Here is a 14,415-nt window from a genome sequence, read left to right as displayed (position 1 = left end):
CGCTCAGGCCTGCGCCTTGCCGGCAAGCACGTCCGGCTTTCCGTCGCCCTCGTCCTGAAAGCTCTCCGGCCGCAGCTTGAAGGCAATCAGCATCGGACCGGCGATATAGATCGATGAGAAGGTGCCGACGGCAACACCGAACAGCATGGCGAAGGTGAAGGAGCGGATGACTTCGCCGCCGAACAGATAGAGCGCCGCCAGCGCCAGCATTGTGGTGACCGATGTCAGGATGGTGCGCGACAAAGTCTGGTTGATCGAAGTATCGATCAGCACGTCGAGCGGCATCTTCTTGTAACGCCGCAGGTTTTCGCGCATGCGGTCATAAACCACGACGGTGTCGTTCAGCGAATAGCCGACGATCGTCAGCACCGCTGCGATACTCGTCAGGTTGAACTCGACCCCGGTCAGCACGAAGAGACCGATCGTCAGGATCACGTCATGCAGCGTGGCGATGATGGCGCCCACGGCAAACTGCCATTCGAAGCGGAACCAGATATAGACCAAGATTGCGGCCAGCGCGACCAGGACGCCAAGCGTCGCCGTCTGGGTCAATTCGCCCGATACGGCCGGACCGACCACTTCGACGCGACGGAACTCATAGGTATCTTCCAGTTCGGCACGCACGAGGCTGATGGCGGATTGTTCGGCATTCTCGCCACCCTCCTGAGCCTGGATGCGGATCAGCACGCTCTGCGGATCGCCAAAACCCTGAGCCTGGACTTCCCCAAGATTGAGCTCGCTGAGCCTTGTGCGGATGTCGGAAATATCGGCGTCGCCGGCGCGCGACTTGACCTCGATGATCGAGCCGCCGGTGAAGTCGATGCCAAGACTCATGCCAACGGTCGCAAAACCGATCAGCGAGGCGAGCGAGACGGCGGCCGAAATCATGAAGACATAGCGGCGGATACCCATGAACGGGATGTTCGTGCCGTCGAAAATGCCTGTGCGCACACCCCTGGGCATAAGCTTCGGGCGCCGGCGGCGGACCCATTCGGCAAACAGCCAGCGGGTCAGCGTGAAGGCGGTGAAGACCGTGGTGATAATACCGATGGCCAGCGTTACCGAGAACCCACGAACCGGACCAGAGCCTAAGAAAAACAGAACCACGGCGGCAATCAGCGTCGTCAGATTGGCATCGACGATCGTACCGAAGGCCTTGCTGAAACCCGTATCGATCGACTGGATCAGCGCACGGCCGCTGCGGTATTCCTCGCGGATACGCTCATAGATCAACACGTTGGAATCGACCGCCATGCCGATGGTCAGCACGATGCCGGCAATGCCGGGTAAGGTCAGCGTCGATCCGAGCAGGCTGAGCACGGCAAGGATCATGATGACGTTGGCCACCAGCGCGACGACGGCCAACACACCGAAGAATCCGTAGAAACCGACCATGAAGACGACGACAAGCGCTGCCCCGATGATACCCGCGACCACACCGGCACGGATCGAATCCGCACCGAGGCTCGGACCGACCGTGCGCTCTTCGACCACGGTCAATGTGGCAGGCAGCGCGCCGGCGCGCAGGAGGACGGCCAGGTCATTGGCGCCTTCGACGGAAAAATTGCCGGAAATCTGACCGGACCCGCCGATGATCGGCTCGCGGATGACAGGGGCGGAGATCACCTGATCGTCAAGCACGATGGCAAAGGGCCGGCCGACATTCTGCTGCGTCGCCTGCGCAAAACGCTGCGCGCCGCGGCTGTCGAAGCGGAAGGTCACCACCGGCTCATTGGTCTGCTGGTTGAAGCTCGCCTGGGCGTCGACAAGGTTTTCGCCCGAGACCAGCGCCCGCTTTTCGACGAGATAAGGCACGGCCGGATCGTCCTGGCTGTAGAGGACTTCGGCCGTGGCCGGCGGACGACCGTTGATCGCCTCCTCGACCGGCATGCTGCTGTCGACCATATGGAAGGAGAGCTTTGCCGTCTGGTTCAGCAATGATTTCAGCCGCTGCGGATCGGTCAGGCCCGGCACCTGGACGATGATCCGGTCGGCACCCTGGCGCTGGATCAGCGGTTCGGTATTGCCCAGTTCATCGACGCGGCGGCGTACAACTTCGATCGACTGGGTAAGCGCCGACGAGATGCGGTAATTGATGCCCGCATCTGTAAGGTTCAGCCGCAATTGTCCGTTACCGCCGTCCTCGATCGTCACCTCCTGAATGGAGCCGCCTGTCAAGGTTCCCGCACTGACGGCTTCCGTCAGAGGCCGCAGGGCCTCCTTGGCCGCATCAATCTGGCTCTCGTCGGTGATCCTGACCTGAACCGCCTGTCCGACCCCGGACAGGCCGGTATAACGAATGCCGGCCTCGCGCAGGGAGTTGCGGATATCGCCAACCGTCGTTTCCAGCCGCTCCTTGACGATGTCGGAGGACTCGATCTTGAGCATGATGTGCGAACCGCCCTGAAGATCGAGACCGAGGGTCACTTTCTTCGTGGGAAGCCAGGACGGAAAGCCCTTAAGCTGCTCGTCGCTGAAGAGATTTGGCACGGCAACCAGCACGCTTAGCAGAACGGCAAGCCAGATCAGAACGGTCTTCCAGCGGGAAAAGTACAGCATGCGGATCTCGATTGCGCGTTAAATCACATCAGGACGGTCTGGAACCAGGCAGGAACAGATATATTCAGGCGGGCGTATCGGCCTTGACCGGCTCGCCCTTGACACGGACTTCGGCGACGAAGCTGCGCATGACGCGAACCTTGACGCCTTCGGCGATCTCGACTTCGAGTTCCTTGTCGTCGACGACCTTGCTGACCTTGCCGACGATGCCGCCGCCGATCACGACCTGGTCACCGCGGCGAATGGCCGAGAGCGTCTCTTCGCGCTTTTTCAGCTGCTGGCGCTGCGGGCGGATCAGGAAGAAGTACCAAATCACCATCAACGGCGCAAACAGGAACAGCATCTCGAGACCGGACCCAAGTCCGCCCATCGCCGGTGCTGCGTCCTGCGCAAATGCTTCAGTAATAAACATAAGAAACTCCTCGAGAATGGCGTGGAAAGAGGGGTTGAACCCGTCCGCTTTCGGCCGCCGGAATATAGTGGGGCCGGTCGCGATTGCAACAAGAACAGCCCCAGTGCGTACCGATTCCTCGCCTCTTACCCTTTCGGACGGAAAAACGCCATGCTACCGCCATCGAAAATGCCGCAGCGAGAGGTCTTCTCCTGCCTTTTCAAGGAGGAACGCCATGTCCGACACCAATGAACTGCTTCTGGCCGAACTGCGCCGCCTGACTGATGCCGTCGAACGGCTCGCCGGTCCTGCCCCCGCCGTCAACGACTGGGCTGCAGCCGACTGTTTCGTCTGGTCGCCCATCGGCAGTCGTTTGCAGCCTGTCCCACGGCCGAACCGCGTCGCGCTGCAATTGATCCGCGGCGTCGACCGGGTGCGCGACATCCTGCATGAAAACACCGAGCGCTTCGCTCAAGGCTTCGCGGCCAACAACGTGCTGCTCTGGGGCGCCCGCGGCATGGGCAAATCCTCACTGGTCAAGGCGGTGCATGCGGCCGTACGCTCCGATACAGGCGTCGCCCTGAAGCTCGTCGAGGTACACCGCGAGGACATCGCCTCGCTGCCGGCCCTCCTCGACCTCCTGAAGCAGACCGAATACCGGGTCATCCTGTTCTGCGACGACCTCTCCTTCGACCATGACGACACGGCCTACAAATCCCTGAAGGCAGCCCTTGACGGCGGCATCGAGGGACGGCCGGACAATGTGCTGTTCTACGCCACCTCGAACCGCCGCCATCTCCTGCCCCGCCACATGATGGAAAACGAGCAGTCGACCGCCATCAATCCGTCGGAAGCTGTGGAGGAAAAGGTATCGCTCTCCGATCGCTTCGGTCTCTGGCTCGGCTTCCACAAATGCAGCCAGGACGATTACCTGACGATGATCGACGGCTATGCGGACTATTTCCATCTGCCGCTCGAAAAGCCGCAACTGCATGCCGAGGCCCTGGAATGGGCAACCACCCGCGGCGGCAGGTCGGGACGCGTTGCCTGGCAATATATCCAGGACCTCGCCGGCCGCCTGCGCGTGGCCATGGACCGCAGCTGAAACGAAAGAAGGCCCGGACGTATCCGGGCCTTCATCAGAATTCCTTGAAACGCAGTACCTTAGTCAAGGAATGTCATGGGGTTGACCGGCGTCGCATCCTTGCGCACTTCGAAATGCAGCAGCGGACGCTTCACATTGCCGCTCATGCCCGATGTTGCCAGTTGCTGGCCGCGCTGCACTTTCTGGCCACGCGTCACGCCGACCGCTTCAGCATGGCCGTAGACCGTCACGGTGCCGTCGTCGTGGCGCACCAGAACAGTGTTGCCGAGTTCCTTCAGACCATTACCGGCGTAGATCACCACACCGTTTTCGGCCGCCTTGACCGGCGTTCCGGTGGGCACGGAGATATCGATGCCGTCGTTGCGCTTGCCGTCGACATTGGCGCCGAACCCGGCCACCACGGCACCGGTCACCGGCCAACGGTATTTGCTGATGCCGGTCGCCTCGGGCGCCACATCCTTCGGATCGGCCGATGCCGTCACTTCATTGACCGTCTGGGTCTGGGCCTTAGCCGGCGCCGGACTTGCAAATGGCGCAGGACTGCTGGGCTCGACCTTCTTGGTCGGCACGGAGGCCGTCTTCACGGCATCGGGATCAACCGTCGCCGCGCCGGCGCCGGGAAGCTTCAGGCTCTGGCCAACGCGGATATTGGCGTCCTTCAGACCGTTTGCCGCTTTCAGCGCATCGATCGGTGTGCCGGTTGCCTTGGCGATCTTGGTCAGCGAATCGCCGGGCTTGACGACATAGGAGCCACCGGTCGGCGCAGGCGCCTTGCCGTCGCCAGAGACAACCTTGTTGCCGGAAGCATTGTCGCCGGACTGCGACTTGTCGCGCAACGTCCCCGACGCCGGCAACACAGCCACCTTCTGCTCAGGTGCACGGTTCGGAACCGGTGCCTGGCCCTGCGGCAACAATGCGCCATCAGCGGAGGCACGGACCGGCGTGGCGCGAGCGCCATAGGTCGGGATGATGATCGCCTGGCCGGCAGCGGCGTCCGACGCATTCGTCAGGCCGTTGGCTTTCAGGATTTCCTTTTCCGGAACGCCGTAGCGCTTCGACAATGCTGCAACCGTCTCGCCGGGGCGAAGCGTGACACGCGGCGCATTGGCCGTGCTCCAGCCGCTGCTCTTGGCGCCCTGCGGATTGCTGCCGGTCGTCAACGGTTCAGCCTCTGGCGGAACGATGGCTGGCGCTGCGGCTACGCGCTGCTGGGCCGGGAAAGGCTGTGCCGCCGGCGGGCGCATCGTGGCCGGCTGGCTGGAGGGAGCCGCAAGCTCTGCGCGCTCGACGGAAACCGGCGCCGACGCCATGCGGGCGGCCGAGGCATTCGACGACGGCGCGCTATAGCCGGGTTGTGCCGGGAAAGGCTGGCTCATCGCCTGCTGCCGCGTCGTATAGTCGGGCTGCTGCGCGACTGACGATCCCGCCATGTCGCCGCTGGGCACAGGCACGGCACCGTTGAGCCCGGTAATGCTCCGCCGCGGCGTCGAGCTCGTCGTGATATCGTCTGTGCTGGAAAACAAACCGCTGAAGCGCGTCGCATCAGAGCTGCAACCGGCCGCAACGCTGGCCAGAAGGCTTACCGCGAACATGCGGGCGACTGGCAATCCGGATTTCGGAGATACACTCATACGCATTTACAACCTACTTACGACGCAAACTCTAGTAGGTTTATTAAAGCGCGTTAGTGTTACTGTGGGGTTAATCGCACCAGATCCGCGTGAACTATTTGCAGAAAGGCAAGGAAACCGCCCGATAAGCCGGCAGATGCGCGCTCCTCAGTTGCCTACAGGTAGGACGCGATTTTCGGTGTCAGCGGCAGATAGGGAACCTCGAACAGGTCTTCCCGGTCAAAGCGGCTGCCGGTCTTTGTCAGGCGGACCATGACGCAGCGGTCGTCGTCGGTCATCAGCGGCGCGAGCAGGATGCCACCGGACACCAATTGCTCGGCAAAGCCGCGCGGCATGGCCGGAAATGCGGCGGTCGACAGTATCCGATCGAATGTTCCCTCGCCGACCAGGCCGCTGCTGCCATCCGCCTGGCGCAAGACCACGTTCTTGATGCCGAAGGTATCGAGCCGGGTCTGGGCCGCGGCCAGAAGAGTCTTGTAGCGATCGATCGACACGACGCGCTCAGCCAAGCGTCCGAGAATGGCGGTTATGAAACCGCTGCCGGTGCCGATTTCCAGCACGCGCTGCCCCGGCTTGACATGCAGCCGGTCGAGCAGCCGTACGGCGAGATCGGCACCCTCCATGAAGGCGCCGCAATCGATCGGGATCGTGTGGCTCGAATAGGCCTGGGCGGTAAACAGCGGCGGCACGAATTTCGAACGCGGCGTCTGTTCGACAGCCGTCAGGAGATCGAGGTCGGAAATCCCCTCGGCCCGCAGCCGAAGCACGAGGGCGGCAAATCCTTCCTTCTCCAGCATCGCGCTTTTCAACCGGCAACTCCAAACCCGAGCGCCTGCGCCAGGCGGTCCTGAACCGTATAATCGGTCATGTCGAGTTTCAACGGCGTAACCGAAATCTTGTGGTGCTTGAGCGCATGGATATCCGTGCCCTCGCGGAAATTGCCCTGGCGCTCTCCGAACCGCAGCCAGTAATAGGGAAAGCCGCGTCCGTCCGAGCGCTCTTCCACGCTGAGGCCGAAATCGAGCTTGCCCTGGGCCGTGACCGCAATGCCCTGGACATCGCCCGGCGCGCAGTTCGGAAAGTTCAGATTGAGGAACGTGCCATCCGGCAGGTCTGTCTGCACAAGCTTGCCGATCAGGTCCGGCGCCAGCGTCTCGGCAACCTCCCACGGCACGACACGGCCGCCGTCATAATGATAGGCCTGGCTGATCGCGATCGACCGCACGCCCTGCAGCGTACCCTCGATGGCGCCGGCCACCGTTCCCGAATAGGTCACGTCATCGGCCATGTTGGCACCGGCATTGACCCCGGAGAGAACCAGATCCGGCTTGCCACCCATCACCTGGCGGATCGCCATGATCACGCAATCGGTCGGCGTGCCACGCAGCGCAAAATGCCGGTCGGCAACCTTGCGCAGGCGAAGCGGCTCGGACAGCGTCAGCGAATGGGCAAGTCCGCTCTGATCGGTTTCGGGCGCCACGATCCAGACATCGTCCGACAACTGGCGGGCGATACGCTCCAGCACCGCCAGCCCCTCGGCATGGATGCCGTCGTCGTTGGTCAGGAGAATTCGCATACCCAACCTCCCTCTTGCGACCTCAGGCGACGGCCTTTTCGATTTTTGTGAGGCCGCCCATATAGGGCAGCAGCACGTCGGGAATGGTCACCGAGCCGTCCTCGTTCAGGTAGTTTTCCATGACCGCGATCAGGCAGCGACCGACCGCCGTGCCGGAACCGTTCAGCGTGTGCACGAACTGCGTCGCCTTGCCGTCCTTGGCGCGGTAGCGGGCATTCATCCGCCGCGCCTGGAAATCGCCGCACACCGAGCAGGACGAGATTTCGCGATAGGCGTTCTGACCCGGCAACCAGACTTCCAGATCATAGGTCTTGCGCGAGCCGAAGCCCATGTCGCCGGTGCACAGCGTCATGGTGCGGAAATGCAGACCCAAGCGTTTCAGCACTTCCTCGGCGCAGGCTGTCATCCGCTCGTGTTCAGCAACGGCGCTTTCCGCATCGGTGATCGACACCAGTTCGCATTTCCAGAACTGGTGCTGGCGCAACATGCCGCGAGTATCGCGTCCGGCGGAGCCTGCTTCCGAGCGGAAGGACGGGGTGAGCGCGGTAAAGCGCAGCGGCAGCTTTTCCTGGTCGAGGATTTCTCCGGACACCAGATTGGTCAGCGTGACCTCGGCAGTCGGGATCAGGTAGCGGCCATCGGTCGTCTTGAACAGATCTTCCTCGAACTTCGGCAGATTGCCTGTTCCGTAGAGCGCTTCGGGGCGCACCATCAGCGGCGAACTGACTTCTGTATAGCCATGTTCCGACGTGTGCAGGTCCAGCATGAACTGTCCGAGCGCCCGCTCAAGCCGCGCCAGCGGTCCGGTCAGCACCGTGAAGCGCGCACCAGACAGCTTGGCCGCCCGCTCGAAATCCATATAGCCGAGCGCCTCGCCAATCTCGAAATGCTCTTTCGCCGTATGGTTCCAGCGCGGCTTCTCGCCGATCGTCCGAGCGACGACATTGTCGTGCTCGTCCTTGCCGACCGGCACGTCGTCGAAGGGAATGTTGGGAATGCGCGACAGGGCATCCGTCAGCTCGGCCGAGAGCTGGCGCTCCTCCTCTTCGGCCACCGGCATGGTGTCCTTGAGATGCGCCACCTCGGCTTTGAGCGTTTCGGCGAGCTCGGAATTTTTCTGCGCCATCGCCGCGCCGATCTCCTTGGAGGCGGCATTGCGGCGCGACTGCATGTCCTGCAGGGACTGGACGGCGGAGCGACGACGTTCGTCAAGTTCGATCAGGCCGGCTGAAAGGGCCTCGGCGCCGCGCTTGGCAAGCGCCAGATCGAGGGCTTCGGCGTTTTCACGAATCCATTTGATATCAAGCATCGTCGTTCCAGATCGTTAAGTCGAAAAATCGGAACGGACCTGCCAGCGGCCCGATCCCGTGGGCAATGCGGCACACGATCAGAGCGAGCCCGATCAGGCCTCGCCGTTCTCGGTCGCCTCGGGGGTCTCGTCCTCGGACTTTGCCGTCTTGGCCCGTCCGCGCTCGACGAGTCGTGCCGCATAGATGGCAACCTCGTAGAGAAGGATGGTCGGCAGTGCAAGACCGATCTGGGAGATCGGATCGGGCGGCGTCAGCACCGCGGCCACCACGAAGGCGACGACGATGAAATACTTGCGCTTGTCGGCCAACCACTTGCTTTCCAGAATGCCGACCCGCGCCAGCAGCGTTGTCACCACGGGCAGCTGGAACACCAGGCCGAAGGCAAACACCAGCGACATGATCAGGCTGAGATATTCCGACACTTTCGGCATCAGCGAAATGGCCACTTCGCCCTCGCCGGGCGCCTGCTGCATGGCCAGGAAGAACCACATCACCATCGGCGTGAAGAAGAAATAGACCAGCGCGCCGCCCAGCAGGAACAGGACCGGTGAAGCGATCAGGAAGGGCAGAAAGGCCTGCCGTTCGTTCTTGTAGAGGCCCGGCGCCACGAATTTGTAGATCTGCGCGGCAATCACCGGAAAGGCGATGACCAGAGCGCCGAACATGGCCACCTTCAGCTGGGTGAAGAAGAACTCCTGCGGCGCCGTATAGATCAACTCGGCCTTGTTGAGATCGAGCCCGGCCCAGACAACCGCCCATTTATAGGGCACGACCAGGAAGTTGAAGAGTTGCTTGGCGAAGGCGAAGCAGACGATGAAAGCCAGAAAGAACGCACCCAGCGCCCAGATCAGACGCGTGCGCAGCTCGATCAGATGCTCGACCAGCGGCTGGGGCTTGTCTTCGATGTCGCCGGTCATGCAAGGTCCTCTTTCCGGCCAGCAGTTTTCTTCGCGGCGGGTTTCTTGGCCGGCGTCTCAGCAGGCGAAGCCTTTGCCGAGACCTTGGATTTGGCCGGCGGCTTGGCGCTTGCGGCAGGCTTTGCAGCACTGGCCGCCCTTGGCGCCTTCGTCGGAGCCACGGTCAGCGCTTCGTTCGACGGCGTCGGCTCCACCCCCGCCTTGGGCTTGCGGACCCGCTTTGCAGCCGGTGCAGCAGGGGCAACCGGTTCCGACACAGATACGGCCGGTTGAGGCGCCGGTGCTGCCGGCGGAATGACAGGTGGTGTTGCCGGCAGCGTGGCCAGCGGCGGCAGGTCGGCGGCGGTCATCGGCTGGGCAGGCGCATCCTTCGGCGTGACAGCGCTGCTGTCATCCACGGGAAATGTCTCGACCTGCGTCGCTTTCTTCAAATCGGCCTTGATCTCGTTGCCCATCTGCCGAAGCGGATTGATGGCATCGCGAAGAGAGCTGGCCGGATTAAGGTTTTTCACGTCGCTGATGGTCTTGCGCACATCGTCCAGCTCGGCCTCGCGCAGCGCTTCGTCGAACTGCGCGCGAAACTCGCCGGCGGTTTTGCGCAAACGACCCGTCATCTTGCCGAATGCCCTCAGCATTGGCGGCAAGTCTTTCGGGCCTACCACAACGATAAGGACCACTGCTATGACAAGCAATTCGGTCCAGCCAATGTCCAGCATGAATCAGGCTCCTAAGGCCGCCGATGCGGCCGCTGTCTCGGGCCGCATGTCCGTTACGCGTTGAGCGTTACTTGGTTTCGTCGGCTTTATGCTCGACCGTCTTGCCAGAAGCGACCGGCGCCTCGGGCTTTTCGTCTTCCGAAATGCCCTTCTTGAAGCTCTTGATGCCCTTGGCCACATCGCCCATCAGTTCCGGGATCTTGCCGCGACCGAACAGCAACAGCACGATCGCCAGAACGATCAGCCAATGCCACATGCTAAAAGAACCCATGAGTTCAGCTCCTTATTTCTCTGTCACACCGATGTAAGGTGTTTGCAGATCTTTTTCAAATACCAAAATGTCCTGCTGGTTTACACGCAGCGTCACGTCGCGCAAGCCCTGCCCCAGCTGATCGGCGCGAATTCGTGCCCGCACCACCTGGTCGCTGCCCGGCACGGCGAGGCTCAGCAGTTCCACGACACCCAGGAAACGCCGCGATACGATGCGGGCCGGAATGGTGCCACCCTCCTCGAGCACATTGACCCCCGACAGCCTCACGGCAATCGACACGGCCGTCCCGTCTGCGAGATGCGGCGCCTTGGCCCGGCCAAGCGGCGTCTCGACCAATCCGCCGCGGACCGTGCCGCAGAACTCGTTGATCTCGGAAAAGAAGCCAGCCGTGAAAAGGTCGCGTGGCCGGCGATAGAGGTCATCCGACGTGCCGACCTGCACCAGCCTGCCGTCCTTCAGCAAGGCGATGCGATCGGCCATGCGCATCGCCTCCTCGGCATCGTGAGTGACGACGATGGCGGTGGCCCTCGTGTCGCGCAGGATCGCCAGCGTATCGGCGCGGATCGTGTCCTTCAGCCGGGAATCGAGGCCGGAGAACGGCTCGTCCATCAATAGAACGCCCGGCCGCGGCGCCAGCGCCCGTGCCAGCGCCACCCGCTGTTGCTCGCCGCCCGACAGGGCATGAGGATATTTTGACGCATAGTGCCCGAGGCCGACCCGATCGAGCGCCGCCATGGCCTCGGCGGCCGCCTCGCCCCCCGGCAGGGCTGTCAGCCCGAATCGCACATTGTCGAGAATGCTCATATGCGGGAACAGCGCAAAGTCCTGAAACATCAGGCCGATGCCGCGCCGCTCCGGCGGGAGGAAGCAGGTCGGGCCAGCGACTTCGCGCCCATCGAGCAGCAGGCGTCCGGAGGTCTGCGCCTCGATCCCTGCGGCGATGCGAAGCAATGTCGTCTTGCCTGAGCCGGAAGGCCCGAGCAGACAGAGCACCTCGCCCGGCTCGGCGGTCAGCGACACATCGCGGATGGTTTCCTTGCCGTGATAGCTGTGGATGATGTTCTCGAAGCTCAGCCTTGCCGCAAATGTCACCGCTGCCGAGCGTCTGGCGCTGCCGGTCGATATCCGTGCGGGGTCTGAAGTCATTCCGTTGCTCGCCTGGAACCGGGTGTCCAACCTGACGCGGCCACCCGCAGACAGGTCTCCGGAAAAGCAGCGATTGCCATAAAGATGAACCTATTCCTCCGGTTCACCGCCCGGTGTCAAGAGGCCAAGCTCTTCGAGGTCGAGCTGGGTGATCGGATCCTCGTCGTCGTTCAACTCGTCGGAGCCCATCGGAATGGGCACGTTGAAATTCGGCGGGATGCGCCCGGACAGCAGGCCGGCCCCTTTGAGCTCTTCCATGCCGGGCAGGTCGCGCAGTTCCTCCAGGCCGAAATGATCGAGAAAATCGCGGGTCGTGCCGAGCGTCACCGGCCGGCCCGGCGTGCGCCGGCGACCGCGAAACCGCACCCAGCCTGCCTCCATCAGCACATCAAGTGTCCCCTTGGAGGTCTGCACGCCGCGCACGTCCTCGATCTCGGCCCGCGTCACCGGCTGGTGATAGGCGATGATCGCCAGCACTTCGAGCGCGGCCCGCGACAGCTTGCGGACTTCGGTATCGTCCTTGCGAATGGCAAAGGAGAGGTCGGCGGCCGTACGAAAAGCCCAGTGATCGCCGACCCTTACCAGGTTGACGCCGCGCGGCGCATAGTCGGCCTGCAGCTGCCGCATCAGGGCGCCCACGTCGGTGTCGCGCGGCAGGCGCTCGGCCAGGAAACCTTCCGAAACCGGTTCTGCAGAGGCAAACACCAGCGCCTCGACAATCCGCAACGCCTCAGCGGCGCTGCGGCTGTCCCCGGCAGCTACCGGCGCGTCGTCCTCAAACATCGGCATCCTGTCGTCCATGTCGGACTGCGCCATCGCCCTGCCCTATTCCGTCACCACGACCACACGCGCCTGGCCGCGGCGCATGTAGAGCGGCTGAAAGGCACCGTCCTGGCGGATTTCCAGCTTGCCTTCGCGCACCAGTTCCAGCGAAGCCGCAAAGGCGCTGGCAATCGCCGTTACCCGCTCTTCCGCGGTGGTCATGTAACGCAACAGGTAATGTTCGAGCGCCGTCCAGTCAGTGATTTCGCCGATCATCCGTGTCAATATGACGCGCGCATCAGCGAGCGACCAGACCTGCCGGCGCGCGATCGTCACCTGGGTCACGGCCTGGCGTTGCCGAAGGGCGGCATAGGCTGTCAGCAGGTCGTAGAGCGACGCCTCGAAGGCGGAGTGGACGCGATCGGGCATGTGTTCGGGCGCGCCGCGGCGAAAGACGTCGCGGCCAAGGCGATTGCGGTTGATCAACCGGGTCGCGGCATCGCGCATGGCTTCCAGCCGCTTCAGCCGGAAGGCCAGCGCCGAGGCCATTTCCTCGCCCGACGGACCGTCATCCTTGGCCTGCTGCGGGATCAGCAGTTTCGATTTCAGAAAGGCAAGCCAGGCCGCCATCACCAGGTAATCGGCGGCAAGCTCGATGCGAATGCGCCGCGCGCTTTCGATGAACAGCAGATACTGTTCGGCGAGCGCCAGCACGGAGATCCGCGACAGGTCGACCTTCTGATTGCGCGCCAGGAACAGCAGGAGATCGAGCGGTCCTTCGAAGCCGGCGACATCGATGACCAGTGCCGCTTCGCCCGTCGCGCGCTCCGGGCTGTTGTCCTGCCACAGCCTGTCCATCGGCATCGGCGCCGGGCCGGCTGGCGAAACGGTCGGTGTGGAAGGCCCGGTTCCCATCAGGCAACCGCCAGCAAGCTGTTGAATTCGGCACGAATGGCAGCCTCATCGGCCCCGTCATCGAACCCAAACGCCGCTTCGACGGCCCGCGCCCGCGCAAGCGCGCGGCCGGACAGCACCGGCACATGGGCCGCAACATCCTTCATCTCGTCCATGATGCCGTGGCAATGCAGCACGATGTCGCCGCCGGCGGCGATAAAGGCCTTGGCCCGTTCGCCCATCGAGCCCTTCAGGGCGTTCATCGACAGATCATCGGTCATCAGCAGCCCCTCAAATCCGATAGACCCGCGGATGACATCCGACATCACGGTCTTCGATGCGGTCGCCGGAAAATCCGGGTCGATGTCGGAATATACCACATGGCCGACCATCGCCATCAATTCCTTGTTGAGCCGCTTGAACGGCGCAAAATCATGGGCTTCCAGGTCGGCGCGCGGCGTCGGCACGATAGGCAATTCCACATGCGAATCCGCCATGCCGCGGCCGTGGCCGGGAATGTGCTTCATCACCGGCAGCATGCCACCGGCCTTCAGGCCGTTGGCCGCGGCCTCTCCCATCTCGCCGACCGTGACCGGATCATTGCCATAGGCGCGCGAGCCGATCACATTGCTGGCGCCTTCGATCGGCACGTCGAGAACCGGCAGGCAATCGACATTGATACCCAAACGCAGGAGATCGAAGGCATGCAGCCGCGACATCAGCCAGGCGGCGCGCAGGCCCTTGTCGCGATCCTGGCGGTAGATATCGCCGAGATCGGCACCGGACGGATAACGCGGGATCATCGGCTCGCGGATGCGCTGCACCCTGCCGCCTTCCTGATCGATCAGCACCGGCGCATTGCGTCCGCCGACCGTGTCGCGCATGGCCGCGACCAGATCGGAAATTTGCGCCGGCTCCGACAGGTTGCGGGTAAAGACGATGAACCCCCAGGGCTGTTCGTCCCGGTAGAAGGCAATTTCGTCGGCGGATAGGGAAAGGCCTGCGCAGCCCAGGATCATTGCTTTTGATTCGCTCATCCCCGAATCATAAAAGCCTGCGGCAAGATGCCGAAAGACTGAACTGCCGGTCATGCACAGAAAAATGACGGAAACCTCAAGGGATTTCCGCCACTGATAC

Annotated in this window: 14 protein-coding genes; 1 reads left to right on the top strand and 13 read right to left on the bottom strand. The window is 62.8% G+C overall.

Annotation, left to right across the window (positions count from 1 at the left end; all coding sequences use genetic code 11):
• Positions 1 to 3: 3 nt before the first annotated feature.
• Both secDF and yajC read right to left on the bottom strand, forming a co-directional pair.
• Entirely contained in the window at positions 4 to 2,559 is a 2,556-nt protein-coding gene (gene secDF, locus HFC70_RS08300) for a protein translocase subunit SecDF (RefSeq protein WP_168472756.1), read from the bottom strand.
• Between the two features lie 64 nt (positions 2,560 to 2,623).
• The gene (gene yajC, locus HFC70_RS08295) at positions 2,624 to 2,971 is read right to left on the bottom strand and encodes a preprotein translocase subunit YajC (protein ID WP_168472755.1); all 348 of its coding nucleotides are present in this window, start codon (positions 2,969 to 2,971) and stop codon (positions 2,624 to 2,626) included.
• A gap of 214 nt (positions 2,972 to 3,185) precedes the next feature.
• Here yajC and HFC70_RS08290 point away from each other — a divergent pair, with 214 nt between their 5' ends.
• Positions 3,186 to 4,055, top strand: a complete 870-nt coding sequence (locus tag HFC70_RS08290) for an ATP-binding protein (protein WP_168472754.1) — start codon at positions 3,186 to 3,188, stop codon at positions 4,053 to 4,055.
• A 59-nt stretch (positions 4,056 to 4,114) separates the two neighbouring features.
• On the opposite strand, the gene HFC70_RS08285 is transcribed toward HFC70_RS08290, so the two are convergent.
• The 11 genes from HFC70_RS08285 to nagZ form a co-directional block, all read right to left on the bottom strand.
• Complete coding sequence (locus HFC70_RS08285; protein ID WP_168472753.1) at positions 4,115 to 5,692, bottom strand: LysM peptidoglycan-binding domain-containing M23 family metallopeptidase; 1,578 nt, start codon at positions 5,690 to 5,692, stop codon at positions 4,115 to 4,117.
• Between the two features lie 149 nt (positions 5,693 to 5,841).
• Entirely contained in the window at positions 5,842 to 6,495 is a 654-nt protein-coding gene (locus HFC70_RS08280) for a protein-L-isoaspartate(D-aspartate) O-methyltransferase (protein ID WP_168472752.1), read from the bottom strand.
• Positions 6,492 to 7,262, bottom strand: coding sequence for a 5'/3'-nucleotidase SurE (gene surE / locus HFC70_RS08275; protein WP_168472751.1), 771 nt, complete (start codon positions 7,260 to 7,262; stop codon positions 6,492 to 6,494). The genes HFC70_RS08280 and surE overlap by 4 nt, the downstream gene beginning before the upstream one ends.
• Positions 7,263 to 7,284: 22 nt before the next feature.
• Positions 7,285 to 8,571 (bottom strand): serine--tRNA ligase, encoded by a 1,287-nt coding sequence (gene serS / locus HFC70_RS08270; RefSeq protein ID WP_168472750.1) that lies wholly within the window; start codon positions 8,569 to 8,571, stop codon positions 7,285 to 7,287.
• Between the two features lie 93 nt (positions 8,572 to 8,664).
• Positions 8,665 to 9,489, bottom strand: coding sequence for a twin-arginine translocase subunit TatC (gene tatC / locus HFC70_RS08265; protein ID WP_168472749.1), 825 nt, complete (start codon positions 9,487 to 9,489; stop codon positions 8,665 to 8,667).
• On the bottom strand, positions 9,486 to 10,205 hold the full coding sequence (tatB, locus tag HFC70_RS08260) for a Sec-independent protein translocase protein TatB (protein WP_168472748.1): 720 nt from the start codon (positions 10,203 to 10,205) through the stop codon (positions 9,486 to 9,488). The genes tatC and tatB overlap by 4 nt, the downstream gene beginning before the upstream one ends.
• Positions 10,206 to 10,272: 67 nt before the next feature.
• Positions 10,273 to 10,476: a twin-arginine translocase TatA/TatE family subunit gene (locus tag HFC70_RS08255; protein WP_168472747.1), complete on the bottom strand. Its 204-nt coding sequence runs from the start codon at positions 10,474 to 10,476 to the stop codon at positions 10,273 to 10,275.
• Between the two features lie 12 nt (positions 10,477 to 10,488).
• Positions 10,489 to 11,622, bottom strand: coding sequence for an ABC transporter ATP-binding protein (locus HFC70_RS08250; protein ID WP_168472746.1), 1,134 nt, complete (start codon positions 11,620 to 11,622; stop codon positions 10,489 to 10,491).
• A 90-nt stretch (positions 11,623 to 11,712) separates the two neighbouring features.
• A complete protein-coding gene (gene scpB / locus HFC70_RS08245) occupies positions 11,713 to 12,411 on the bottom strand; it encodes an SMC-Scp complex subunit ScpB (protein ID WP_246735699.1) in 699 nt (232 codons plus the stop codon).
• A 36-nt stretch (positions 12,412 to 12,447) separates the two neighbouring features.
• A complete protein-coding gene (locus tag HFC70_RS08240; RefSeq protein WP_168472893.1) occupies positions 12,448 to 13,242 on the bottom strand; it encodes a ScpA family protein in 795 nt (264 codons plus the stop codon).
• Positions 13,243 to 13,298: 56 nt separating this feature from the next.
• Positions 13,299 to 14,315: a beta-N-acetylhexosaminidase gene (nagZ, locus tag HFC70_RS08235; RefSeq protein WP_168472745.1), complete on the bottom strand. Its 1,017-nt coding sequence runs from the start codon at positions 14,313 to 14,315 to the stop codon at positions 13,299 to 13,301.
• Positions 14,316 to 14,415: the final 100 nt, after the last annotated feature.

This window comes from Agrobacterium sp. a22-2, assembly GCF_012276985.1.
Lineage (GTDB): Bacteria > Pseudomonadota > Alphaproteobacteria > Rhizobiales > Rhizobiaceae > Allorhizobium.
Note: the sequence above shows the minus strand (reverse complement) of the source record. Positions and strands in the feature narration are given on the sequence as shown.

What these genes read in the sequence shown, in the direction of transcription:
- surE (WP_168472751.1), bottom strand. Translation starts at nt 7,262, where the DNA reads ATGCGAATTCTCCTGACCAACGACGACGGCATCCATGCCGAGGGGCTG.
- HFC70_RS08290 (WP_168472754.1), top strand. Translation starts at nt 3,186, where the DNA reads ATGTCCGACACCAATGAACTGCTTCTGGCCGAACTGCGCCGCCTGACT.
- tatC (WP_168472749.1), bottom strand. Translation starts at nt 9,489, where the DNA reads ATGACCGGCGACATCGAAGACAAGCCCCAGCCGCTGGTCGAGCATCTG.
- serS (WP_168472750.1), bottom strand. Translation starts at nt 8,571, where the DNA reads ATGCTTGATATCAAATGGATTCGTGAAAACGCCGAAGCCCTCGATCTG.
- scpB (WP_246735699.1), bottom strand. Translation starts at nt 12,411, where the DNA reads ATGCCGATGTTTGAGGACGACGCGCCGGTAGCTGCCGGGGACAGCCGC.
- HFC70_RS08240 (WP_168472893.1), bottom strand. Translation starts at nt 13,242, where the DNA reads ATGGACAGGCTGTGGCAGGACAACAGCCCGGAGCGCGCGACGGGCGAA.
- nagZ (WP_168472745.1), bottom strand. Translation starts at nt 14,315, where the DNA reads ATGAGCGAATCAAAAGCAATGATCCTGGGCTGCGCAGGCCTTTCCCTA.
- tatB (WP_168472748.1), bottom strand. Translation starts at nt 10,205, where the DNA reads ATGCTGGACATTGGCTGGACCGAATTGCTTGTCATAGCAGTGGTCCTT.
- secDF (WP_168472756.1), bottom strand. Translation starts at nt 2,559, where the DNA reads ATGCTGTACTTTTCCCGCTGGAAGACCGTTCTGATCTGGCTTGCCGTT.
- HFC70_RS08285 (WP_168472753.1), bottom strand. Translation starts at nt 5,692, where the DNA reads ATGCGTATGAGTGTATCTCCGAAATCCGGATTGCCAGTCGCCCGCATG.
- HFC70_RS08250 (WP_168472746.1), bottom strand. Translation starts at nt 11,622, where the DNA reads ATGACTTCAGACCCCGCACGGATATCGACCGGCAGCGCCAGACGCTCG.
- HFC70_RS08255 (WP_168472747.1), bottom strand. Translation starts at nt 10,476, where the DNA reads ATGGGTTCTTTTAGCATGTGGCATTGGCTGATCGTTCTGGCGATCGTG.
- yajC (WP_168472755.1), bottom strand. Translation starts at nt 2,971, where the DNA reads ATGTTTATTACTGAAGCATTTGCGCAGGACGCAGCACCGGCGATGGGC.